We start from the raw sequence: 23,740 nt of genomic DNA on the forward strand, positions 1-23,740 counted from the left end.
TTGATTAATCCCGTTTCCTGCTCAAGAAGAAGAACAGCGTGACGATGACGACCGACAAGAGCAGGAAGACGGTCGATATCGCATTGACCTCCGGCGTGATGCCGCGGCGGATCTGCCCCAGCATGTAGGTTGGCAAGGTGTCCTGGCCGCCCGACTTGACGAACTCGGTGATGACCACGTCGTCGAGCGAGATGACGAAAGCGAGCATCAGGCCGGCGATGATGCCCGGCCAGAGCAGCGGCAGCGTCACCCGACGGAACGCATTCCAGGGCGTGGCATAGAGATCGGCGGCCGCGCGTTCGAGCGTCAGGTCCATGTTCTCGAGGCGCGCCCGGATCGGCAGATAGGCGAAGGGAATGCAGAACGCCGTGTGCGCGGCGATCAGGTAGCCCAGCCCCGAATAGCCGGTGGCGACCTTGATCTGCGAGAAGAAGATCAGGAGCGCAACGCCCGTGACGATCTCGGGAACCATCAGCGGCTGGTTGATGAAGGCGTATTTGAAGGTGAGCCCGCGATAGGCCTGCGTCCGCGTCGTCGCCAGTGCCGCCATGGTGGCGACGGTGGTGGCGATGATCGCAGCCGAAGCGGCAATCTTGAGCGAGCGCACCGATGCGTCGATCACCTGGACGTTGTTCCAGGCGGAGACGAACCAGCGCAGCGAGAAGCCGCCCCATTCCGACACCGAGGTGGACTCGTTGAAGGCATAGGCCACAAGCACGGCGATCGGCAGATAGAGCAGCACGAAGCAGGCAGCCGCTATGCCGGTGAAGCCGGTCTGGTGGCGGATCGAGAAACGCTTAGCCATGACGCGTCTCCGAACCCGAGGTGTTGCGGACATAGACCAGCAGCGCCACCATCACGATGGCCATGACCGTGATCGACAGGGCTGCCCCCAGCGGCCAGTTGCGCCCCTGGCCGAACTGCAGCTCGATCAGGTTGGCAAACATCATGTTCTTGCCGCCGCCGAGCACGCTCGGCGTCACATAGGCGCCGATGGCCGGGATGAACACCAGGATCGAACCGGCGATAACGCCAGGCCGGACCAGCGGGAAGATAATCCGGCGCAGCACCTGCCAGCGCGAGGCGTAGAGGTCGTAGCCGGCCTCGACCAGACGGAAGTCCAGCTTCTCCATGCTGGCATAAAGCGGCAGCACCATCAGCGGCAGGTAGACATAGACCATGCCCACCATGATGGCGAAGTCGGTGTAGAGCATCTGGATCGGCTGGTTGACGATGCCGAGATTGATCAGCGCCGTGTTGATGATGCCTTCGTTGCGGATCACCTGCAGCACCGCGAAGGTGCGGATCAGCAGGTTGGTCCAGAACGGAATGGTGATCAAGAACAGCCAGATGTCGCGCGTCCGCTCCGAACGCGTGGCGATGAAATAGGCGGTGGGAAAGCCGAAGATCAGCGTCGCCACCGTGGCCATCAGCGCCAGCTTCAGCGAGCGCCAGAAAATGGTGATATGGGCGCTCGCAAACGACAGCGTGTCGTCGAAAATGTCGCGTTCGAGGAAGACCGACATCCAGCCGTCGGTCGAGAATTTCCAGACGACGTCGCCATACGGCCCGGGCGTCAGGAACGAATAGATCAGCACGATCACCAGCGGACCGGAGGCGGCCAGGAAGATGATCAGCAGCGCCGGCGCCGACAGGAACCAGCGATTGCGGATCTCGCGTTGCTCTGCCTGTTTTTCGATTTCAGCAGCGGTCGCCATGGCTCAGTCCCTGAGGATCTGGGCCGCATCGTCGCCGATGACGATGCCGACGCGGTCGCCGCGTTCAAAGGCAGCCACCGCGCCGCGCGCGTTCTGCTGGCGCACGGTGAACGTCTCGCCGTCGTCGAGGCGGATGTGCACATGCGTGTCGGTGCCGAAATAGACGACGGTTTCGACGATGCCCGAGATATCGCCCTGCCCCTTGACGGCCTTGGCATGTTCGGGCCGGATCACGACGGTGGCGTCACCATCGGGCTTGAAGCCCTCGGCCACGGTCGCGGCTATCGTCGCACCCGACTTGAGCGTCACCTTGGCCTTGGCGCCGTCCAGACTGTCGATTTTGGCATCGAGGAAGTTGGTCTCGCCGATGAAATCGGCAACGAAGCGTTCGGCCGGCCGGTCATAGATGTCGCGGGGGCTGCCGACCTGCAGGATCCTGCCGGCCGACATCACCGCGATGCGGTCCGACATGGTCAGCGCTTCTTCCTGGTCGTGGGTGACGAAGATGAAGGTGATGCCAGTCTCATGCTGCAGACGCTTGAGCTCGATCTGCATTTCCTTGCGCAGCTTGTAGTCGAGCGCCGACAGCGGCTCGTCGAGCAACAGAACCTTGGGCTGCGGCGCCAATGCGCGAGCCAAGGCCACGCGCTGCTGCTGGCCGCCGGAAATCTGGCTGGTGCGGCGCTTGGCGAGCTTTTCCATGCGCACCAGCTTCAGCATCTCGGCGACGCGGGCGTCGATCTCGGCCCGCGGCTTGCCCAGCATCTCCAGCCCGAAGCCGATGTTCTGGGCCACCGTCATGTGCGGGAACAGCGCGTAGGACTGGAATACGGTGTTGACCGGCCGCTTGAACGGCGGCAGCGGCGCGATGTCCTGGCCGTAGAGCATGATCTCGCCCTCCGACGGGAAGTCAAAACCGGCAATCAGCCTCAGAAGTGTGGTCTTGCCGCAGCCGGAAGGTCCAAGCAGCGTGAAGAACTCGTTTTCCCGGATCGAAACCGAAACGGTGTCCAGCGCCGCGACCTGCGCCTCTCCCGTCCCGAACACCTTTCGAACCCCACGAACCTCGATCGCATTCTTACCCGGTGTGTCCGGCACTCAAACGCCCCATTGTTTTCGTCCACCTTCACAGTGGAACTTTTTTCCCTGACCGATTGTCACCACAGGCCAAATGGCTTGGCAACAACAGCACTCAATCATTTCGCCAGACGCTCGCCATGCGGCTCACGCCTGGTAGGTCACCCGCCCTCCGCAGATGGTGGTCACGGGCCGCACCTCGTGCAGCGCGGCCGGATCGGTCGCCTCCAAGTCGGCCGACAGCACGACCAGATCGCCGAAATAGCCCGGCTTGATCGTGCCCTTCCTGTCTTCCATGAACTCGGCATAAGCGCCCTCGACGGTGTAGCCTGCCAGCGCCTGGTGCAGCGAAACGCTCTGGTCGGGCATGTCGTCAGCCCATGGCTTGCGCAGCATGGCCGCCTGCATGCCCTGGATCGGGTCGATAGGCGCCACCGGCCAGTCGGAAGCAAACACCACATGTGCACCGGCATCGATCAGCGTGCGGGTCGGATAGGCATAGGGCCAGCGTTCGCGGCCGATGCGCGACACGGTCGGCTCCAGCGGGAAGCTCATGCCGCCGGGCGGGTGCGGAGGCTGCATCGAGGCGATGACGCCGAGATCGACGAAACGCTGGATGTCGCGTGCGGTGGTCAGTTCGACATGTTCGACGCGGTGGCGGCTGTCGCGCTTGCCGTTGGCCTCCTGTGCCGCCTCATAACCGTCCAGCACGGCGCGTGTCGCACCGTCGCCAATCGAATGCACGGCGATCTGCAGGCCGCGCCGGTCGACCTCGACAGCGAAGCGCTTGAACTCCTCGGGCGAAAACAGCGGCTCGCCGACCCAACCCGGCCGGTCGGCATAGGGCTCGATCATGACCGCCGTCCACGAGTCCAGCACGCCGTCATAGAACAGCTTGACCAGACCCGACGACAGCCAGTCGCTGTCGTAGCGCTCGGCCATGTCGGACGCCTTGTCCAGCATGTCTGGTGTCATGAAGTTCTTGTAATGGAACGGCACCTGCACGCGGCAGATCAGGTCACCTTCAGCCTCGACCTCCGACAGCAGTTCGAGCTGGTAGTAGTTGCCGTCCATGTTCTGGATGGAGGTGATGCCGTGGCGCGCGCACCAGTCGAGACCCCGTCGCATGATGGCGCGGTCGCCTTCGCGCTCGTCGGCATCGGGCATAGGGTTGGGCTCGCCACCGGTCGACAGGCCGAGCCGCACCCGCTCCTCCCCCGCAAGCTTCAGCACCGGGTTGAACGCCTCGTTCTCGCGCAGCTCGCCCTCGGCCAGACCGTCGATGCCCATCACGATCTCGTTGCCGGGCGTAAGCTCCCGCCCATGCAGCACGTCGGCCATCTCCAGCGCCCGGGTATTGGCCCAGTAGGTGTGGTGGTCGGGGGCCGCCATCAGGAAAGCCCTGTCGGGCAGGATGGCGTCGAGGTGATGCCGCGTCACGCGTTCGCTGCCGAGAATGGTGTAGTCGGCGCCCTGGCCAACCAGCATGCGCTGGTTCGGGCGCGAAGCGGCATAGGCCTGCACGGCCTCGCGCAGGGCCTCGAAGCCGTGAACGCCTGCGAGCTGCAGATGCGCCAGTTCGGCAGCGCCGGAGAAGAGATGCATGTGTGCTTCGATGAAGCCCGGAACCACCGAGCCGCCGCGCGCGTCGATCACCCTTGTATCGGGCCCACGCAAGGCTTCGATCGTGGAGAGGTCGCCGACAGCTGCAATCAGGCCATCCGTGACGGCCACCGCTTCTGCCGTCGGCCGGGTCGTGTCCATGGTCAGCACGCGGCCGTTGATGACGATCAGGTCGGCATTGCGAACCGTTTGGACAGACATCGCGACTCCGCGCACTTGACTGACAGTGACCATTCAAACTTGCGCCGATTGCCCGCCATTCCCGAGGAAATGAGCAGCCAGACGGAAAGCCTGAGACCGATCCGCTACTTCAAGGAATTCCCCTTGTTTCCCTAAAGACAGCGCCAAGAAAAAATGCGACTAATTATTCGCGTTTGTCAATATGCGGGTTTCCCCGGGGATGCGTTGTGGAGGACGTCTCTCGTGTATGTTGGCAACAAGCAGGGAGCGAGAAGTTCTGCCCGTGAATCGCAGTCTGACCAAGAAGGCCAGCGCGGCGCTCAGTCCGCGCAAGCAGCCGCGACAGGAACGGTCGAGCAAAGTTGTCGACAGGATTCTCGATGCCGCCCTCGTCTTGACGAGGGAACAGGGAACCAAGACGCCGACCACGCTTGCCATTGCCCAGCATGCCGGGCTGTCCGTCGGCTCCGTCTATCAATACTACCCCAACAAGGAAGCCATTCTTCTCGACCTCGCCCGGCGCTGGCTCGGCGCCTTCCCCGAGGTCATCGCCAAGCGCATCGAGGCTCCCCGCCCGTCCAATCAGGACGAGTTCCAGAAGGAGGTGGACAAGCTCTTCGTCGACACCTCCAGGCTCTATCTCGACAATGCCAGCCTGATGCCGGTCATCGAGGCGATTACTGGCAATCCCGACCTCAGGCCCATCCAGAACGAATATGACGAGCAGATCATCGCGCTCTATGCCGCCTGGCTGCAGCATGTGAACCCGAACCTCGAGGGCGACATCGCCAGCCGGCTCGGCGTGGTGATGATGGAAGTCGGCCACGTCTGCCGCCTCGTCGGCCTCAAGCGCGACCGCAAGGCATTCGATCTCATCCAGGACGACGTCAAGACCATGTGGCTTGCCCTCGTCGCCCCCTATCTCGACCTCAACCAGAACCAGGAAGGATTTTCATGAAGACAGTCTTTTCGCCGCTCCACGCCGGTCACCGCGACCAGATGGAGCTTGTCGCCGGCGCCATCGTGCCCGGCTTCGAGAAGCCCTCGCGGGCCGAGATCATCAGGAAGCGCGTCGAGAGCGAGAAGCTCGGCTCGATCGTGGCACCCCAGGTGCATGATCTCGCCGCCGCCAAGCGCGTACACACCGCCGACTACATCGACTTCCTGCCGACCGTCTGGCCGCAATGGCAGGCCGCCGGCAAGTCCGGTTCGGCCATCCCATTCGCCTGGCCGACGCGCGGCCTGCGCGGCGATGTCAGGCCAAAGGGCATCGAGGCGCTGCTCGGCTATTATTCATTCGATGGCGGCGCCACCTTCGTCGAGGGCACCTGGGAAGCGATCAAGTCGTCTTATGACGTGGTGCTGACCGCTGCCCAGTTCGTCAAGGCAGGCGAACGCGCAGCTTTCGCGCTCTGCCGTCCGCCGGGGCACCATGCCGGCGCTGCCTTCATGGGCGGCTACTGCTTCATCAACAACGCAGCAGTCGCAGCTCAATGGTTCCGCGACCAGGGCGCCAAGCGCGTCGCCGTCCTCGACGTCGACTACCACCACGGCAACGGCACCCAGGAGATCTTCTATTCGCGCGCCGACATCCAGGTCATCAACCTGCACGGCGACCCGATGACCGAATATCCGTTCTTCCTCGGCCATGCCGACGAACGCGGCGCGGGCGAAGGAGAAGGCTTCAACCTCAACTACCCGATGCCCTTCGGCACCTCGTGGGAAAAGTGGAACGAGGCGCTCGAGGATGCCTGCCAGAAACTTACCGCCTATGCGCCCGACGTCGTTGTCGTCTCGCTCGGCGTCGACACTTTCGAGAAGGATCCGATCAGCCAGTTCAAGCTGACGAGCGCCGACTATCCGAAGATCGGCGCCCGCATCGCAAAGCTCGGCCTGCCGACGCTGTTCGTCATGGAAGGCGGCTATGCCGTGGACGAGATCGGCATCAACGCCGTCGGCGTGCTCACCGGCTTCGAGGGACGCTAGCCGTCAAGCCCCTTCTCCCCGCCAGCGGGGTGAAGGTCCCAGCCCTTCGGCAAATTCAGGGGCGGATGAGGGGCAGCGCCAATGCTGCCCCGGCCATTCTCAAATCACTATGCCGAAACGGGCCCTGCAGCAGCCGGAGCTGCTGCTTTCCTGCGCCCGATCTTCGTCAGCAGGTAAGCCACCGCAAGTCCCGCCGCCAGGATGCCGAGCGCCAGCAGCGGCCGATACCAGAACCAGGCGACGGCGATCGTCGACGTTCCCACCAGAAGTGCCAGGACGAAAGCGATGAGGCCGGTGCCCATGCGCACGATAGAACCCACGAACGGGATGACATCGGCCAGGACACCGAGCGGTCCGAGCAGCAGGCTGAAGCCGAACACCAGAAACAGCAGGCACCCGGCGCGCAACAGCCAGGTGATGATCTTGTTTGCGGTCACGGCCTCGGCAAACATCTTTTCGGCCGGTACCCTGCCGCTGTCGACCATCAGCAGCTCGTCGCCCGCTTCCGTCTGGTAGGCCGCAACGCCCGTCCCTTCCTGCCGCCCGATGACGCTGACCTCGCCCAGAGGAACCAGACGATAGCCGATGCGATAGTCGCCGACGCCAGGCGCAGTCGGGTTGGCCCCGAGGAAAATCTGCCCGTCGCTGATGCCCACGCGCTGAGACCCCGCAAAAACACTCTCGATGGCCGCCTTCTGCGTCGGGGAGATTGACAGCTTGTCGGCATTGCCCATGAGGTCGAGTACCGGCTCGCCAAGGGTGAAGGCGCCGAGCTTCGCCTCGGCAACCTGGAATGTGCGCCCCTCGATTTCCATTGACGGGTTTTCATGTCCGGAAGGCTGCTTGAATTCCGAGGACGAGACAGGACGGTCGCGCCACTCCTTGGCATAGCTATAGGTGGTGACCGTCTCCTCGCCGCCGCCCAGCTTGGTGGTCGACTCCGATTTCGAGCTTTCGACCCACTGGTACATCTCGACCTCGCGCACCAGGCGCACACCCTTGGCCGCGATGCCGAAATCCTCGTCTTCGAGGCCTTCCGACGTCGCAAGCGCTCCGCCGACATGGATCAACCTGCCGTCATGGCCCGGGTCGACCGCATCGGCCGTGACCGACACCACCGCGCTTGCTCCTTCGGCCAGGGACCGCGCCGTGGTCACAGCCCTGCCCTCGTTCCAGAACAGAACCACCACCATCGCCACAACCAGCAGCAGCCCGACCAAGACGCCGATCAGCGCATTCTTGATCCGGCCGAACCAGGAAACCGAATTCACCTCTCGAAATTGATCGCTCATTGAAATCCCCACCCAAATGCGGGGAGGGTTAAGCCGTTTGCACCAGCCGATCAATGGTTTTCGCGCCCTGCGATTCCAGCATTTCCGGCCTTCCGAGTCTGCGGAAGGACTCTGAATTAACTTTTTGTCAATTCTGTTTGCGGAGCGATTCGCGAGGGGTTAAATTGAACCCGAATCAGCCGGTCCACGGGGGGCGCGGCGAACCACCAACTCTCTGAAATGCCGGGGCTTTCCTCGGTTGAGAGCGCGTCAGGTTTCGCGCGACCCGTACGGATTCGGCCGATGGATGCTGTCAGGCATCTGCGTGGCGTTTTTCGTCTCAAGTGAAGCGTTTTCGACCGGACCGGGCAGCGGCCTTTTCCGGCCTCCAATGGATTCGGCCAAGTACTCGCATGACCGCCCTCGCAGCCCGCACCGCACAGACGACCGTCGCAGCAAGGCTCGCTTCGCGCAGCGATCTGACCGCCTTCTTCATGGGCCTTACCGACGAAATCGGCGCCGACGGCTACATGCTGGTCGCCATCTCGCACGACCAAGACCGTGACAATCTTCAGATCATCGCCTCCAACTGGATCTACGACGCCATCCAGATGGCCGGCCACGCGCTGATCGCCGGGCTGGCGCAGAGCCCATACGCCAGCGCTCCGGGTGTCCGCCCGCAAAGCCTCGTCGCCTCCCAGGCGCCGGCGCTGCTCGGCGGCGAGGAAGCCCGCCTGCTGGAGGTGCTCGGTCATTCCGAAATCTTCGCGCTGCGCCTGCAAGTCGGACGCCAGCGGCTGTTCGTCCTGTTCTCAGCCGCCGAGGCCGGCCAGATCGATGCCACGGCCATGCCGCGCGCCCAGCTCGAATGCTGCTATGCGCTGTCGCAGGCGCAGGGCATCCTCGCCTCCGCCTCGCTTCAGGATCCGCTCTCCGACCGCGAGCGCGAGTGCCTGTTCTGGGTTTCCGAAGGCAAGACGACGGAGGACGTGGCGCTGATCCTTGGCGTCTCCTCCAACACCGTCAACAGCTACATCACTCACGCAATCCAGAAACTGTCGGCCAGCAATCGCGCCATGGCGATTGCGACCGCGATCAGGAGCGGCATCATTTGACCCGGGCGCACGCAAGACAGACGTCCACTGCGCCCGAAGTCGCGCAGGACGTTCCATCCCGCGCCGGCGGCAACGCCTCGCGGGCAATCGCGCTGGCGGATGCCATCAGGCGCTGCCGCTGGATCGCCATCGAACTCGGCGCACAGGACTTCGCGTTCTGCACGGTGGGCTCGGCGGCCGAGAGCGGCCGCCTGGTGCCATGCTTCGATTCCGATCATCTCGTCGCCTCGGCCTCGACCCGTCTTCTCGACGACGGCATCGGCGAGCAGTTGCTGCGCCAGGTCAGGCATTCGACCGCACCGTGCTGGTGGGCCGACGAGGCGGAAGCCGAGGCCTTTGCGGGCCTCGTCTGGACCAACCGCCTGGAGCCTACCGCCGGAGGCGGACGCGGCATCGCCTTCCCGGTCTACAGCGATTGTGGCCAGGCCGGCCTTTTCGTCTTTGCCGGCGCCCAGCTGGCGCCCAGTTCAGCTGCGCTTCACGACCTGCACGGCCGCTGCTTCCAGCTGTTCAATTCGATTGCCGCTCTGGCGCGCGGCCGCGCCGCCGCCATGCCCTCGATGTCGCGCCGCGAGATCGAATGCCTGAAGCTTACCTCGCGCGGCTACACCAGCGAGGAGATCGCCAAGGAACTGAAGCTGTCGGTCCACACCGCCAACCAGTACCTCACCCAGACGACCCAGAAGCTCAACGCCGTCAACCGCATGCATGCGGTTGCCAAGGCACTGCGCCTCGGCCTGATCGACTGATTTCTTCTTTTCTGAAACGTTGACCGTCACGCGGCACACGCCTTCAGGGCGTGCGCCTTTGCGCGTTGCGGCTCAGGCCGCCTCCGCCCGCGGCACCGTGCGCCGGATCATCGCCTGCTCGATCGCTGCGGCGAGATATTCGGTGTTCTTCTCCGGCTCCGCGTCAGGCTTTTCGAACGACACATAGTGAACCTCGACCGAGGCATGGTCGGCCGTCATCGACAGCTGGAAATAGACGACCGCACCTTCGGGCCGAAGCTCCAGATCGAGCACGATCCTGGGGCTGCCGGTCCAGCAGACATGCGCCTCCCCGCCAAGGCCCATGCGCAGGGCGCCCGGCATGAAAAAGAGCTCCGCCGCCGAATCCACCAGGTCGGCGACGCTGGCGAAATGCTCCATGCGAATAAAGGCTATGTAGTCTGCGATATCGACAAGCCTGAGCTCACGCACCACAGGCTGGATGGCGGTGGCAACAATCATTTCCCGGGACGTAGCATGTGGCTGAAGATTCATGGTGTCCTGCGTTGAGCCTTATTTCCATAAACGATGCGCACGAGCTCGGCGACCGCCTGGTAGAACTGAGGTGGGATCACACTATCTACTGAAACTTGCTTGTACATGGAGCGGGCGAGCGCCACGTCTTCGAAGACTGGAATTCCATTTGCCTCGGCGATTTCGCGTATCTTGAGCGCCACCAGATCCTGTCCCTTGGCAAGCACCACAGGGGCGGCATTCTCCTCGCGCACATAGCGCAGCGCGATGGCGAAGTGGGTCGGGTTGGCAATAACGAGGGTCGCCTGCGGCACTGCCGTTATCATGCGCTGGCGGGCGCGGTCGCGGGCGATGGAGCGCAGGCGCGACTTGATGATCGGGTCGCCTTCCGCCTGCTTCATCTCGTCCTTGACCTCCTGCTTGGTCATGCGCTGTTCCTGGCGCCAATGGAACCGCGACCAGACGAAGTCGGCCACCGTGATAGCGCCCATGACGAAGACGATGACAACCAGGATGTCGACCGCGATGCTGCGGATGACACTGGCAAAGGCGACCGGATTGGTGATCATGCCGGCCAACAGCCGTCGGTGGTCGTTGGACAGCACGAAGATCAGCACAAGCACGACGAGACTGAGCTTGGCCACCGACTTCAAGAACTCGACCAGGCCCTGCACGCCGAACATGCGGCTCCAGCCCTTGGTCAGAGATATGCGCGACAGCTGCGGCCGGATGCGTTCGCCGACAAACTGCGGAACGTTCTGCAGGATGGAGGCGGCGAGACCGGCGACGACAAGCATGATCAACAGGCTTGTAACGGCACGGCCGATCTCCATGATCACCGAATGGTACAGCTCGATGACGTCACGCTCCGTGCCGAGCGGCCAGGATTCCGGCTTTTCAAGGAAATTGGACAGAAAGACGCCAAGCTCGGCCACCGAGCTGCTGGCAAAAAACACGGCGTAGACCAGGATAGCCAGGAACGAGGTGAAGATCGCGGCTTCCTTCGAGACGGGCAGTTTGCCCTTCTCGATCGTGTCGCGGATCTTCTTCTCTGTGGCTTCTTCTGTTTTTGAGTCTTTGTCGTCGTTTTCAGACATGGCTCAACGACGCTCGCCCGGTCAGGCCGCGTTCTGCGCCTGCGGCAGTTCGAGCAGTCCCTCGTTCGACATGCGAAGCGCGGTCGAGGCAATGGACTTGCGTGCGTTCAGGATATCGGCTGGCAGCACACCCTCCGACCCCTGGCTCAGCTCGGATTCGATCAGGCGCCGGGTACGCGCGCCGATCGACGACAGCACGGCTTCGGCCACCGTCAGCTGCGTACCGCGCAGCGCCAGCGTGATGAGCTCGCTCGACAATCCGTCGAACAGCGACACGCGCGCCTTCTGCGTCATCATCGGGATGTCGTCGAACGAGAACAGGCGAGCGCGGATCGCGTCGAGGTCGTTCATGCCGACTTCCTGCAGATCGGTCATCACCTCTTCGAGCTGCGATTTGTCGAGCTCGTTGAGCAGGCTGGCAACGCGCGTCTGGCCGGCAGAATTGTCCTTCTGCGCGCCTCCCGAAAGCACGTTGGTGCGAATCTGGCTCTCGACCATCCTGACCGCCGCTTCCGGAACGGTCGCCATTTCCATCATGCGCTTGATGATCTCGCTGCGCATCGGCTTGTCCATCGTCAGCACGACGCTGGCGGCATAGCTCGGCGCGAGATTGGCGAGGATCATCGCCGAGGTCTGCGGGTGCTCGTTGACGAGGAAGGCCGACACCTGCGCTGCCTCCAGCTTCTCAAGCTGCGGCCAGACGGGTGGCGAATTGTCTTTCTTCACCACGGGCTCGCCCCGGCCCATCAGCGCATTCATCTCTTCTTCGGACAGCGATTCGTTGAGGATCGTGTCCATCTTGTCGGCCGAATCGAGCAGGCCGGCACCCTCGGTGAACTCGGCCTCGAATTCGGCGACGATCCTTTCGAGATCGGCCTGCGGGATGGTGCGCAAAAGCCGTGCGCCCTCGATCAGCGCCTTCAGCTCCTCCTGCTTGAAGAACTTGAGCAGACGGCTGGCAGAAGGCTTGCCCATCGCCACCAATATGGCCGCGGCCTTCTGCGGCCGCGTCAGCGTCGACAGCGGGCTCATGCGGAAGCCTTTCGGGTAGGATGGGAAAGCACTTTCACGAAACCTCAGGCACTCTTGGTCGCGGCAACGATCTCGGTGAGTCGGATGCCGAAGCGGGACGGATCGCTTTCTAGCACGGTTATTTCCCCGCGCGCGATACGGCGACCGTTGACCACAACATCGACAGGTTCGCCAATACGGCGGTCAAGCGCGACCGTCGAACCCTTCTGCAGGGTCATCAGGTCCGACACCGGCATCTCGGTGCTGCCGAGCACGATCTGCACTTCGACCGGGATGTCGAGGATGACATTGTTGCCGGCAGGAGCGCCGCGGCCCGGACCGGGACGCTTCTCTTCCTCGCTCAGCACGCCGCGCAGCTCTTCGATGGCGCGGTTGAGCTGATCGTCGTCTTCGGTCACGACTTCCGGCTTGTCGATCTCGGGCTTTGCCTGCGCCTTGGTCATCGGTCTTCTCCAGTTCTATCGGTCGCGCTGTCGGCCGCTGCGTAGCGGCCGTGATCAGCCTGCGACGATCCCTTCAATGGTTTCTTCCGTCGAATCGAACGGACGCTTGATGCGGACGGTGTAGTTCTGCCCGAGCTTGCCGAACTCGCAGGCGAACAGCGTCTTGCCGCGCGCCGCGATGACGGCGTTGGATTGGGTGTTTTCCGGCAGTTCGATGACCTGGCCGACCTCGAGCCCGGTCAGTTCGCCGAGCGTCATGCGACCGAGCGGCATCGAGGCCTCGAGACGGACGGCCGAGCGCATCAGCTCATCGGAGAAGCGCGACCGCCATTCGGTGGTCGGCATCGCCGCTTCCTTTTCGGCCTTGCCGCGCTTGTCCTCGATCAGCACGCGCTGCGGAAGCGTCAAGGTCAGCGTGCCGCGCGACACTGCGGTCGCCACCGACAGCGTGATGCGTGCCGAGGGCCCGTCACGGAACACGTGCTTCTTCATGGTCGTGCCGCTCATCGGCTCGGCCACCGGCAACTTCACGCCGACGCCGCCGTCCGGGCCCTGCGCGTTCATCGCCTTGGCGACATCCTGGAACACCAGGTTCACCACGCCCATCTCGATGGCCGAGAGCTCGCGGTCGATCGGCGCCACTTCGCGGCTGGGTTCGCCGCCGAAAAGGAGGTGGACCAGGATCGCAATCGCCTGAGGGTCGAGCGTCATCACCAGGCCATCGGGCGAGCTCTGCGTCAGCGCCACGGCCATGGCCTGGTTGTTCTTGCCGGCCTTGGCATCGGCCATGCGGCCGAGCTTGACCTCGACCACCTCGACGAAGACCTGCTCGGGCAACACGTCGGTCAGGTATTTTGCAATCAGCGGCGCCGAGCGCTCCGCCAGGCGGCGGGCGGCGGAATGCACCTTGGCAGGCTCGCCCGTATCGCCGAGCATGCGCTCGATGACGACGTCGCGCGGTTCCGCCGGGCTTGCGGTGGTGTTCATGATTGCAGTTGCCCTTTGTCAGCGTCCCGCATGGGATCAGGCCGCCTTCTTCTCGATAATGCCGGTATTCAAGGTGCTCTGTTCGACCGCGTCAATGGACGGACGGTCGTAGGAGGAAATCGTCTTGCGGCCGAACTCGATCGCCACCTGCGGCAGCGAGCCATTCATGTAGGCAATCAGGGTCTGCTTGACGATGATGTAGAGGCGGTTGTTCTTCTCGCGCACCGTCTTCACCTTGGTGGCGATCGGACCGACCACGGCATAGGAAAGGAAGATGCCGAGGAAGGTGCCGACGAGCGCAGCGCCGATCAGGCCGCCGAGGATTTCCGGCGACTGGTCGAGCGCGCCCATCGCCTTGACCACGCCGAGCACGGCGGCGACGATGCCGAGTGCGGGCAGGCCGTCACCAACGGCGGTCAGCGCGTGATAGGGCTTCAGCTTGTCGGCGCGGATGGTCTGGATTTCTTCGTCCATCAGCGCCTCGACCTCGTGCGAGCGGGCGTTGCCGATGATGATGATGCGGCAGTAGTCGCAGATGAAATGCGTCAGGTCGTAGTTCTTCAGCACTGTCGGGAAGGCCTGGAAGATCACCGAGTCGTCGGGGTTGTCGATATGCGCTTCGACCTCCGTGCGCGTCTTGGTGCGCAGCTCGCGCATCAGGGAGTGCAGCACGCCCAGCGTCTCAAGGTAGTTCTGCTCTTTCGGCACCGCCTGCTTGAAGGCCTCCATGATGCCCCTGCCGGTATCCTTGACCGCCGACATCGGGTTGGCGACCAGGAAGGTACCGAGTGCTGCACCGCCGATGATGACGAGTTCCCAAGGCTGGATAAGGACCTCGAGATGGCCGCCCATCGCCATGAAACCGCCGAGCACACAGCCCAGCGTCACGACGAGTCCGATAAGAATGCCCACGGCAGGTCCTTCCGCATTGAAAGCAATATGCACTCAGAGATAGCGGCCGTGCCTTGTGTGAGGCTTGAAGCCTTGTCGCGAAATGATTCAGCCTCGCGCAAGCATTTGCGCATAGCCTGTCCCGACTATCCTGCGACGGAAGGGCCTTGCCGTGCTCAATACTTACACAAGCTACATGCTGATCGCGAAGAACATCGGCAAGGCAATCGACCGTGTCGAAAACCAGCCGACGGTCGAGCGCGAGACCGAGTATTACCTCAAGAACATCGTCAAGGTGAAAAGCGTCGACGAGCTCCTGAAGGACGATCGGCTTTTCAGATATGCGATGAAGGCCCACGGCCTCGAGGACATGGCCTACGCCAAGGCCTTCATGAAGAAGGTGTTGAATGAAGGCATCGCCAAACCGGGCGCCTTCGCCAACAAGCTGACCGACAAGCGCTACGCCGAATTCGTCAAGAGCTTCAACTTCGCCGAACTCGGCGCCAACGCCACCACCTACAACCAGACCCAGAAGGGTGCGGTCGACAAATACCTCGCAGCCGTCAAGCTGGGCGGTGGCGATCCGACCTCCGATGCGACCAAGGCCGAGGTCAAGTACTACCTCGACAACATCGTCAAGGTGAAGTCTTCAAAGGATCTGCTCGCCGACGACCGCCTCTACACCTTCGCCATGAAGGCCTTCGGTCTCAGCTCCTCCATCCCCAACAAGGAGATGATGGCCAAGGTTCTGGATGGCGGCGTCCGCGATCCCAAGAGCTACGCCAACCAGATGGTCGACAAGCGCTTCGCAGCGTTTGCCTCGACATATAATTTCGAGGCCCTTGGCGCCGATACCACCACCATCAACGCCTCGCAGAAACCCGCGACCGAGAAGTTCTTCCGGCAGAAGCTCGAGGAAGACGCCGGCAAGGACAATGAAGGCGTCCGCCTGGCCCTCTATTTCCAGCGCAAGGCGCCAGGCATCAAGAATTTCTACGAAGTGCTCGCCGATCCGGCGATGGGCAAGGTGATGCGCACCGCGCTGGGCCTGCCCGCATCCTTCGCCAATGCCGACATCGACCGGCAGGTCAAGTTTTTCGAACAGAAGATGAAGGTCAGCGATCTCTCCGATCCCAAGAAGCTCGACCAGTTCCTGAAGCGCTTCACCAGTCTTTGGGAACTCGAGAACCCGAGTTCGCCCACTGCGCAATCGACCGGCATCCTTTTCGGGATGCCCAACACATACGGGGTCTCGACCGACCTCCTCTTTGCCATGCAGAAGCTGAGGTTCTGAACCGATCATGCAGAACGGTCTCTATGTCGCGCTATCGGCGCAGGTGGCGCTGGAAAAGCGTCTGAACACCATTGCCGACAACGTCGCCAACGCCTCCACCGTCGGCTTCCGCGCCACTGGAGTGAAGTTCGAGGATGTCGTCTCCGGCCTCGGCTCCAAGTCGGTGTCGTTCACCTCGCCCGGCAACACCTATTTGTCGACCGAACACGGCGCGATGACCCAGACGGGCAACCCGTTCGACTTCGCCATCAGAGGCCAGGCCTGGTTCGGCATCGACACGCCGGCTGGAATCGTCATGACCCGCGACGGCCGGTTTTCGATGACGACGGAAGGCCAGCTCATCACCCATGAAGGCCACCCGGTGCTCGACGCCGGCGGCTCCCCGATCCAGCTCGACCCGCGTGCCGGTCCGCCGCAGGCGGGCGCCGACGGTACGCTGCGCCAGGACGGCCGCCTGGTTGGTGCCATCGGCCTCTACGAATTCAACCCGGGTCCGGATTTCATCCGCTACGGCAATTCCGGCGTCGTCGCGCCGACCACGCCGGAACCGGTCGTGGACCGTATGGAAGCCGGCATGGTGCAGGGCTTCGTCGAGGAGTCCAACGTCAATCCGGTCAAGGAAATGACCAAGCTCATCATGGTGCAGCGCGCCTTCGAGAACACCGCCGCCCTGATGCGCCAGACGGAAAGCTCCTTCTCCGACGCAATCAAGACGCTCGGCTCGAAATAGGCCGTTAAGTGAGCACCACCCCGCACGCCATCCGTACGGAAGCAGAGACAATGCACGACGACCGGCTGGAGGCGCTCGAGCGCATCCAGCGCCGTTTTGCCGACGACCGCACACTGGTGCGGCGCGGCGGCCGCGTAACCGAAATCGCCCCGACCCACTACAAGGTCGGCGGCCTGTCAGCCATTGCCCGCCTCGGCGACATCGTCGAGCATCGCGGCCATGGCCGCAGCCGCCGTGGCGAGATCGTGCAGATCGGTCGCGACGAAGTGCTCGTCGCCCCTTATGAAAGCAGCGGCGAGGTTGGCGTCGGCGACCCCATCTTCACCCGTGGCCCGATCGTCATCACCCCTCACCCGAGCTGGCGCGGCCGTGCCATCGACGCCATGGCTCGGCCCATCGACAACGGGCCGCCCCTCATCCGCGCCTCCATCACCCAGACGTCCGAGGCCGCGCCGCCGGCAGCGCTGGCGCGCCAGCGCGTCGAAACCGGCTTCATGACCGGCGTGCGCGTCATCGACATCTTCACCCCGCTCTGCTTCGGCCAGCGCATGGGTGTCTTCGCCGGCTCGGGCGTCGGCAAATCGACGATGCTTGCCATGCTTGCCGGCGCCGATGCCTTCGACACGGTCGTCGTCGCGCTTATCGGCGAACGTGGCCGCGAGGTGCGCGAATTCCTTGAAGACACGATCGGTGCGGCCAGCATGGCCAAGACGGTCGCCGTCGTCGCCACGTCGGACGAAAGCGCCATGATGCGCCGGCGCGCGCCCGACACGGCAATGCGCGTCGCCGAGCATTTCCGCGACCAGGGCGACCGTGTGCTGCTCGTGCTCGATTCCATCACCCGCTTCGCTCATGCCCTGCGCGAGGTGGCGATCGGCGCCGGCGAACCGCCGGTGGCGCGGGGCTATCCGGCGTCCGTCTTCACCGAACTGCCGAAACTGCTCGAACGCGCCGGCCCCGGCATGGAAGGCAAGGGATCGATCACCGCCATCATCTCGGTGCTTGTCGATGGCGACGACCACAACGATCCCGTCGCCGACTCCGTGCGCGGTATCCTCGACGGCCACGTCGTGCTCGACCGCTCCATCGCCGAGCAGGGCCGCTATCCGCCGGTCAATCCGCTGTCGTCGATCTCGCGTCTCGCTTCAAAAGCCTGGAGCCCCGACCAGCGACTTCTGGTCAGCAAGCTCAAGGCCATGATTTCGCGCTTCGAGGACACCCGCGACATCCGCCTGCTCGGCGCCTACCAGCCAGGCGCCGACCCCGAACTAGACCTCGCCGTGCGACAGGTGCCGGTGATCTATGAAGCCTTGGCCCAGTCGCCCGCCGACGGCCCTTCGCACGATCCCTTCTCCGATCTCGCCAGCCATCTGAGAGCCAAGGAAAGACCCAATGTTCAGGCGGAGTGATCCCGAGCGCGAACTGCTCGACATCATCGGCGCGCAGGACAGGCCCCGCACGCTGCTCCAGCGCGTCGGGCTGCAGCGCCCGCCGCTGACCATCGAGCCGCGCCGCAAGAAGCGCGATCACAGGAGCGACTTCATCATCGCCTGCCTTGGCATCGCGCTGGGCACCACCTGTGCGCTGTTTCCCTGGTACATCTTCTTCAACCAGGACAAGTTCGGCATCCGCGCGATGAAGTTCAGCGGCAAGGGCGACAGCGAACAGTCCGTGCCGCTGGCCATGGGCCAGCAGGTCGAGCGCGTCGGCGCGCCGATCACGCCCGAGGAAATTCCGCCGATGAAGCTGGATCTCTTCGCCACCGGCTCGCTGAAGCCCGCCACCGAAGATGGCAGCAGCAGCGCCCAGATTGCCGACCAGCCCTTCCCCGGCCCCAAGATCAGCTTCAAGCTGGTCCATGTTGCCAACGGCCGCGCCATGATCGAGGACGACGCCGGCGTGTGGGTCGTCCAGCGCGGATCGGTCCTGCCCGATTCCAGCAAGGTCGCCTCGATCGAACAGCGCAAGGGCAAGTGGGTGCTCGTCACCTCGCGCGAAGAGGTCCTCCAGGTCACCCGCTGACCGCGCCCCGAAGCTTGCCGGGCCTCGCAAGGCCCGCGCAAGACTGGCGCAATAGTGTTTGGAAATCTGATCGGAGATTTCCATGGACCCCGTCAACCTGTTCGATCTGGCCAGCCAGCAGGCGCGCTGGCTCTCGGTGCGCCAGACGACCATCGCCGGCAACATAGCCAACGCCAACACGCCCGGATACCGGACGCACGACGTCGAACCGTTCGAGAAAGTGCTCGACCGTTCGCGCGTCGCCATGACCGCAACGCAGACGGGCCACCTCACCGGCGGCGCCACCGAAGCGGGCTACGCGGTCAAGCAGGAAGAGCCCAAGCATGCGGTGCTGCCGTCCCAGAACACGGTGGCGCTCGAAGATGAGCTGATGAAGGCCGGCGAAGTCCGCCGCTCCTTCGAGCTCAACACGGCCATCGTCAAGGCCTTCCACCGCATGATCATGCTGAGCAGCAAGGCCTGACGCCGATGGATCCGCTTGTCGCAGCCCTCAAGGTCGCCGGCTCCGGCCTCGGCGCCCAGTCCGAACGCCTCCGCGTCGTCTCCGAAAACCTGGCCAATGCCCAGTCGACCGGCAACACGCCGGGCGCCGATCCCTATCGCCGCAAGACCATCAGCTTTGCCGCCGAGCTCGATCGCGCCACCGGTGGCTCGACCGTCGAGATCGCCAATATCGGCAACGACCAGTCGGCCTTCCCGCTGGAGTTCCAGCCGGGCAACGAGGCGGCCGACGCCAATGGCTACGTCAAGATGCCGAACGTCAACGTTCTGATCGAAATGGCCGACATGAACGAGGCCAACCGGTCCTACGAAGCCAACCTGCAGGTCGTTAAGCAGGCGCGCGATCTCATTTCCATGACCATTGATCTTATGAGGAGCCAGTAATGATCGGCAGCATCAGCCCGCTCGGCCAACAGGTCCTGACCAAGCCGACCGGCCTTCCCGAAATCGCACCGGCCGCGACCGGCGCAGTTGGCACCTCCTTCTCCGCCGCTCTTGCCGACGTCGCCGCGCAGACGGCCGCCACCATGCGCAAGGCCGAACAGCTGTCGGCAGCCGGCATCCAGGGCCAGACCAACACCCGCGAGGTGGTCGACGCCGTCATGAGCGCCGAACAGGCTCTTCAGGCGGCAATCGCCATCCGTGACAAGATCGTCACGGCTTATCTCGAAGTCAGCCGTATGGGCATCTGAGGACCGCCGCGATGAAAGCGCTTGCCATTGCCGCCACGGGCATGAACGCCCAGCAGACCAACCTCGAGGTGATCGCGAACAACATCGCGAACATCAACACGACAGGCTACAAGCGCGCTCGCGCCGAATTCTCCGACCTGCTCTACCAGGTCGACCGCATGCAGGGCGTTCCCAACCGCGCCAACTCGGCCATCGTGCCCGAGGGCGTCAGCATCGGCCTCGGCGTCAAGACGGCGGCCGTCCGCAACGTCCACATCCAGGGCGGACTGACCAACACCGGCAACGAATACGACCTGGCGCTGACCGGCCGCGGCTGGTTCGAGATCGAGGGACCAGAGGGCCAGACCCTCTACACCCGCGCCGGCTCCTTCAACACAAGCGCCACCGGCCAGCTCGTCACCATCGACGGCTACAACGTCATCCCGGCGATCACGGTGCCGCAGAACGCGCTGGAAGTCATCGTCAACAACACCGGCGAAGTCTTCGCCCGCGTTGCCGGCCAGACCGCGCTCCAGCCGATCGGCCAGCTCCAGCTCGCCAATTTCGCCAACGAGGCCGGCCTGGCGCCGCTCGGCGACAACCTGTTCGCAGAAACCGAAGCGTCGGGCGCCGCCAATGTCGGCGCGCCCGGCGATCCAGGCTTCGCCACCGTCAAGCAGGGCTACCTGGAAAACTCCAACGTCGACCCCGTCAAGGAAATCACCGAGCTGATCTCGGCGCAGCGTGCCTACGAGATGAACTCGAAGGTCATCCAGGCGGCCGACGAAATGGCCGCTGTCGTCTCCAAGAACATCAGGTGAGCATCATGCGGCGAGGCAACGCCCTACCCAGGATTCGTGCGGCACTTCTTGCGTTCGCCATGCTTGGCGGCGCAGCGATGGCTGCCGAGCAGGAGGTGGTGCTCGTTCCCAACCGCGTCATCTATCCCGGCGAGGCGATTGCGCTTTCCTCACTCAAGGAAGTTGCCCTCAGGCCGGGCAAGGTGCGCCCCGATGGCGTGGCGACCCTTCCCGCCGAGCTCGACGGCCGCGTTGCCAAGCGCACGCTGCTGCCGGGCCGGTATGTTCCCGTCAACGCCCTGCGCGAAGCGTGGCTGGTCGAGCGCGGCGCGGCCGTCCAAGTCGTCTTCGCCGCCGGAGCGCTGATGATCTCGGCCTCGGGCGTCACCCTGGAGCCCGGTGCTGCCGGCGACGTCGTCAAGGTGCGCAACATCGACAGCGGCAAGATCCTGACCGGCACCGTCATGGCCGACGGTTCCATCCACGTGGGTGCGACATGATGCGCAGGTTAGTGCTCGCGGCAGTCGCCGTCCTCGGCCTCCAGACAGCTTATGCCGACGGCCCCGACGGTGTGCCGGCAGCGCAGTTCAACGCACGCGCCGGCCAGGCCGCCGGCGGCAATGCTGGCGAAGGCTCCTTCGACACCGGCAAATTCGGCGACAGCGGCAACCGGCTGACGTCGCTCAATGGCGGCATCGGCACGCATCTGGTCAATGTTCGCATCAAGGACATCGCCTCGCTGCAGGAATCGCGCGACAACCAGCTCGTCGGCTACGGCCTCGTCATCGGCCTCAACGGTTCGGGCGACAGCCTGCGCAACGCGCCTTTCACCGAACAGTCGATCCGCGCCATGCTCGAAAATCTCGGCATCGCCTCCGAGGACGGCCGCGCCCGCGTCAAGAATGTCGCCGCCGTCATCGTCACCGCCAACCTGCCCGCCTTCGTGCAGGCCGGTGCGCGCATCGACGTCAACGTTTCGTCGCTTGGCGACGCCACCTCGCTCGCCGGCGGCACGCTGGTCATGACCCCGCTCAAGGCGCCGAACGGCGACATCTACGCCGTCGCCCAGGGTTCGGTGCTCGTCGGCGGCTTCAACGCGCAGGGTGCTGCCGAAAAGGTCACCCAGGGCATCCCGACCGCCGGCCGCGTGCCCAACGGCGCCATCGTAGAGCGCGAGGTCACCGCACGCTTCGCCGAAGAGAACATGCTGACGCTTCAGCTGTTCAACCCGGATTTCTCGACCGCAGTCCGCGTCGCCGACGCCATCAACGACTACGCCCGCCACCGCTTCAATAAGCGCGTCGCCGGCGAGCAGGATTCGCGCACCATCGTCATCCGCAAGCCGGAGGGTATCTCCACAGCCCGCTTCTATGCCGAGCTGGAAAACCTGCTGGTGCTGTCCGACAGCCCTGCCCGCGTCGTCGTCGACGAACGCACCGGCACCATCGTCATCGGCAACGAGGTCAAGATCTCGAGGGTCGCCATCAGCCACGGCACGCTCACCGTCCGCATCACCGAGCAGCCGCGTGTCGTCCAGCCCGAGCCGTTCTCGCGCGGCCAGACGGCGGTCGAGGACTTCACCGTCATCGACGCCGCCCGCCCCGGTTCCAAGCTCGCGATGCTCGACGGCCCCGACCTGCAAACGCTGGTCGCGGGTCTTAACCGCCTCGGCGTCAAGCCGGACGGCATCATTGCAATCCTCCAGGGCATCAAGTCGGCCGGCGCGCTGCAAGCCGACCTGGTGGTCCAGTAAGGCATGGCCGTGATCCAAGAGCTCTCCGCCAAGTTCCGCTCCAGCGTCTACCCGCTCGCAGCACTCGCCGTGCTCGTGGTCGGTGTCGGCCCGGCCCGCACCGAGGCCACTGCCCCCGCGCAGCCCCAGGAGCAGGGCGCGCCGGCCCAGTTCATCGAGCGGCCGATGCCCACGGCCAACGTCGTCCAGCCGGCCACGGTGGAGCCGAGCGAAGTAGAGCGCTTCTGCTCCAACATCGCCGACGCCGCACGCGACCGCCGCTACGCACTTCAGGCCGAGGAGCTGAAGAAGCTCCAGGCCGAGGTCGACAAGCGCATCGCGCTGCTTGAGGAACGCAAGACCGAATACGAGACCTGGCTCAAGCGCCGCGAACTGTTCCTCGCCCGCGCCGAGGAAGGCGTCGTCCAGATCTACGCCAAGATGAAGCCCGACGCTGCCGCCGAGCGGCTTGCCGCGCTCGACGTCGAACTGGCGTCTGCCATTCTGATGAAGCTCGACGCCCGCAAGGCCAGCGTCATTCTCAACGAAATGGAAAAGAAGTCGGCCGCCGAGCTGACCCGTATCATGGCGAGCGCCGCCCGCCGGGAAGATCCTTCATGACCAGAAAAGTCCTCCTCGTCGCCATGCTCGCCGGCCTCTCCGGCTGCGCTGCCAACCTCAAGGAGGTCGGCAAGGAGCCGACCATGTCCGCCGTCGGCTCGGGCATCGAGGACGGCAGCTCGTCGATGTACCGCTATCCCGAGGCGCCTGCGACCCCGACCAAGCGGTTCTCGCTGTGGCAGGACAAGCAGAGCCGCATGTTCACCGACCCGCGCGCCCTCCAGCCGGGCGACATCCTGACCGTCAAGATCTCGATCGACGACCGGGCGCGCTTCAAGAACGAGTCCGAGCGCAACCGCACCAGCAACCGCACCATCGGTGGCGGCCTCAATGCGGAATGGGACGGCGTCGGAACCGGCGGCAAGCTGGACGGCAATGCCGGTTCGAAGTCGATCTATTCGGGCGACGGCGCGACCTCGCGCTCCGAAAAGCTCGACCTTCTGGTGGCAGCCGTCGTCACCGATGTCCTGCCCAACGGCAACATGATGATCCGCGGCTCGCAGGAAGTCCGCGTCAACGCCGAGCTGCGCGTGCTGACCATTGCAGGCATCGTCCGTCCGTCCGACATCGGCCCGAACAACACCATTCCTTACGAGCGCATCGCCGAAGCTCGCATCTCCTATGGCGGCCGCGGCCGCATCACCGAGGTCCAGCAGCCGCCCTACGGCCAGCAGGTCCTCGACCAGGTCCTCCCCTTCTAGGTCCGGC

27 protein-coding genes are annotated in these 23,740 nt (G+C 64.1%); 16 read left to right on the top strand and 11 right to left on the bottom strand.

What is annotated here, in order from left to right:
- Positions 1-4: 4 nt before the first annotated feature.
- From B015_RS0118585 to B015_RS0118600, 4 genes are all read right to left on the bottom strand, one after another.
- Positions 5-805: an ABC transporter permease gene (locus B015_RS0118585; protein ID WP_018429241.1), complete on the bottom strand. Its 801-nt coding sequence runs from the start codon at positions 803-805 to the stop codon at positions 5-7.
- On the bottom strand, positions 798-1,718 hold the full coding sequence (locus tag B015_RS0118590) for an ABC transporter permease (protein WP_018429242.1): 921 nt from the start codon (positions 1,716-1,718) through the stop codon (positions 798-800). Before B015_RS0118590 ends, B015_RS0118585 begins: the two co-directional genes overlap by 8 nt.
- A gap of 3 nt (positions 1,719-1,721) precedes the next feature.
- Entirely contained in the window at positions 1,722-2,816 is a 1,095-nt protein-coding gene (locus B015_RS0118595; RefSeq protein ID WP_026227457.1) for an ABC transporter ATP-binding protein, read from the bottom strand.
- Between the two features lie 126 nt (positions 2,817-2,942).
- Entirely contained in the window at positions 2,943-4,619 is a 1,677-nt protein-coding gene (locus tag B015_RS0118600; protein WP_026227458.1) for an amidohydrolase, read from the bottom strand.
- Between the two features lie 262 nt (positions 4,620-4,881).
- Here B015_RS0118600 and B015_RS0118605 point away from each other — a divergent pair, with 262 nt between their 5' ends.
- Both B015_RS0118605 and B015_RS0118610 read left to right on the top strand, forming a co-directional pair.
- Positions 4,882-5,556, top strand: coding sequence for a TetR/AcrR family transcriptional regulator (locus B015_RS0118605; RefSeq protein ID WP_018429245.1), 675 nt, complete (start codon positions 4,882-4,884; stop codon positions 5,554-5,556).
- Entirely contained in the window at positions 5,553-6,584 is a 1,032-nt protein-coding gene (locus B015_RS0118610) for a histone deacetylase family protein (RefSeq protein ID WP_018429246.1), read from the top strand. The genes B015_RS0118605 and B015_RS0118610 overlap by 4 nt, the downstream gene beginning before the upstream one ends.
- Positions 6,585-6,691: 107 nt before the next feature.
- On the opposite strand, the gene B015_RS0118615 is transcribed toward B015_RS0118610, so the two are convergent.
- Entirely contained in the window at positions 6,692-7,876 is a 1,185-nt protein-coding gene (locus B015_RS0118615; RefSeq protein WP_018429247.1) for a TMEM43 family protein, read from the bottom strand.
- A gap of 392 nt (positions 7,877-8,268) precedes the next feature.
- Here B015_RS0118615 and B015_RS0118620 point away from each other — a divergent pair, with 392 nt between their 5' ends.
- Together B015_RS0118620 and B015_RS33895 are read left to right on the top strand one after the other, a co-directional pair.
- Positions 8,269-8,970 (top strand): helix-turn-helix transcriptional regulator, encoded by a 702-nt coding sequence (locus B015_RS0118620; RefSeq protein WP_018429248.1) that lies wholly within the window; start codon positions 8,269-8,271, stop codon positions 8,968-8,970.
- Positions 8,967-9,719, top strand: a complete 753-nt coding sequence (locus tag B015_RS33895; RefSeq protein ID WP_018429249.1) for a helix-turn-helix transcriptional regulator — start codon at positions 8,967-8,969, stop codon at positions 9,717-9,719. The genes B015_RS0118620 and B015_RS33895 overlap by 4 nt, the downstream gene beginning before the upstream one ends.
- Before the next feature lie 72 nt (positions 9,720-9,791).
- Here the strand turns inward: B015_RS33895 and B015_RS0118630 are convergent, their stop codons facing one another.
- From B015_RS0118630 to motA, 6 genes are read right to left on the bottom strand one after another with little or no spacing between them, the layout of a single operon-like run.
- On the bottom strand, positions 9,792-10,232 hold the full coding sequence (locus B015_RS0118630; RefSeq protein WP_026227459.1) for a hypothetical protein: 441 nt from the start codon (positions 10,230-10,232) through the stop codon (positions 9,792-9,794).
- Complete coding sequence (gene flhB / locus B015_RS0118635; protein WP_018429251.1) at positions 10,229-11,308, bottom strand: flagellar biosynthesis protein FlhB; 1,080 nt, start codon at positions 11,306-11,308, stop codon at positions 10,229-10,231. Before flhB ends, B015_RS0118630 begins: the two co-directional genes overlap by 4 nt.
- Before the next feature lie 21 nt (positions 11,309-11,329).
- Positions 11,330-12,340: a flagellar motor switch protein FliG gene (locus B015_RS0118640; RefSeq protein WP_018429252.1), complete on the bottom strand. Its 1,011-nt coding sequence runs from the start codon at positions 12,338-12,340 to the stop codon at positions 11,330-11,332.
- 44 nt (positions 12,341-12,384) lie between these two features.
- A complete protein-coding gene (gene fliN / locus B015_RS0118645) occupies positions 12,385-12,783 on the bottom strand; it encodes a flagellar motor switch protein FliN (protein ID WP_018429253.1) in 399 nt (132 codons plus the stop codon).
- Between the two features lie 54 nt (positions 12,784-12,837).
- Positions 12,838-13,770 (bottom strand): FliM/FliN family flagellar motor switch protein, encoded by a 933-nt coding sequence (locus B015_RS0118650; protein ID WP_018429254.1) that lies wholly within the window; start codon positions 13,768-13,770, stop codon positions 12,838-12,840.
- A 36-nt stretch (positions 13,771-13,806) separates the two neighbouring features.
- Entirely contained in the window at positions 13,807-14,682 is an 876-nt protein-coding gene (gene motA / locus B015_RS0118655) for a flagellar motor stator protein MotA (RefSeq protein ID WP_026227460.1), read from the bottom strand.
- Positions 14,683-14,833: 151 nt separating this feature from the next.
- Between motA and B015_RS0118660 the strand changes: the two genes are divergently transcribed.
- The 12 genes from B015_RS0118660 to flgH all read left to right on the top strand — a co-directional run bounded on the left by B015_RS0118660 (position 14,834) and on the right by flgH (position 23,733).
- A complete protein-coding gene (locus B015_RS0118660; RefSeq protein ID WP_026227461.1) occupies positions 14,834-15,955 on the top strand; it encodes a DUF1217 domain-containing protein in 1,122 nt (373 codons plus the stop codon).
- A 7-nt stretch (positions 15,956-15,962) separates the two neighbouring features.
- On the top strand, positions 15,963-16,685 hold the full coding sequence (flgF, locus tag B015_RS0118665) for a flagellar basal-body rod protein FlgF (protein WP_018429257.1): 723 nt from the start codon (positions 15,963-15,965) through the stop codon (positions 16,683-16,685).
- A gap of 50 nt (positions 16,686-16,735) precedes the next feature.
- A complete protein-coding gene (gene fliI / locus B015_RS0118670) occupies positions 16,736-18,094 on the top strand; it encodes a flagellar protein export ATPase FliI (protein ID WP_018429258.1) in 1,359 nt (452 codons plus the stop codon).
- Positions 18,078-18,707 carry a hypothetical protein gene (locus tag B015_RS0118675; RefSeq protein ID WP_018429259.1) on the top strand — a complete coding sequence of 210 codons (630 nt, stop codon included), beginning with the start codon at positions 18,078-18,080 and terminating at the stop codon, positions 18,705-18,707. Before fliI ends, B015_RS0118675 begins: the two co-directional genes overlap by 17 nt.
- 82 nt (positions 18,708-18,789) lie before the next feature.
- Positions 18,790-19,170, top strand: coding sequence for a flagellar basal body rod protein FlgB (flgB, locus tag B015_RS0118680; RefSeq protein WP_018429260.1), 381 nt, complete (start codon positions 18,790-18,792; stop codon positions 19,168-19,170).
- 5 nt (positions 19,171-19,175) lie between these two features.
- Positions 19,176-19,592: a flagellar basal body rod protein FlgC gene (flgC, locus tag B015_RS0118685; protein ID WP_018429261.1), complete on the top strand. Its 417-nt coding sequence runs from the start codon at positions 19,176-19,178 to the stop codon at positions 19,590-19,592.
- Positions 19,592-19,900 (top strand): flagellar hook-basal body complex protein FliE, encoded by a 309-nt coding sequence (locus B015_RS0118690; RefSeq protein WP_018429262.1) that lies wholly within the window; start codon positions 19,592-19,594, stop codon positions 19,898-19,900. The genes flgC and B015_RS0118690 overlap by 1 nt, the downstream gene beginning before the upstream one ends.
- Positions 19,901-19,911: 11 nt before the next feature.
- Positions 19,912-20,700, top strand: coding sequence for a flagellar basal-body rod protein FlgG (gene flgG, locus B015_RS0118695; RefSeq protein WP_018429263.1), 789 nt, complete (start codon positions 19,912-19,914; stop codon positions 20,698-20,700).
- A gap of 59 nt (positions 20,701-20,759) precedes the next feature.
- Positions 20,760-21,179: a flagellar basal body P-ring formation chaperone FlgA gene (gene flgA, locus B015_RS0118700; protein ID WP_018429264.1), complete on the top strand. Its 420-nt coding sequence runs from the start codon at positions 20,760-20,762 to the stop codon at positions 21,177-21,179.
- A complete protein-coding gene (locus B015_RS0118705; protein ID WP_026227464.1) occupies positions 21,176-22,432 on the top strand; it encodes a flagellar basal body P-ring protein FlgI in 1,257 nt (418 codons plus the stop codon). The genes flgA and B015_RS0118705 overlap by 4 nt, the downstream gene beginning before the upstream one ends.
- A 165-nt stretch (positions 22,433-22,597) precedes the next feature.
- Entirely contained in the window at positions 22,598-23,032 is a 435-nt protein-coding gene (locus B015_RS0118710) for a MotE family protein (protein ID WP_245262343.1), read from the top strand.
- Complete coding sequence (flgH, locus tag B015_RS0118715; protein WP_018429267.1) at positions 23,029-23,733, top strand: flagellar basal body L-ring protein FlgH; 705 nt, start codon at positions 23,029-23,031, stop codon at positions 23,731-23,733. Before B015_RS0118710 ends, flgH begins: the two co-directional genes overlap by 4 nt.
- The last annotated feature ends 7 nt before the right edge of the window (positions 23,734-23,740 follow it).

Source organism: Hoeflea sp. 108 (assembly GCF_000372965.1).
Taxonomy (GTDB): domain Bacteria; phylum Pseudomonadota; class Alphaproteobacteria; order Rhizobiales; family Rhizobiaceae; genus Aminobacter.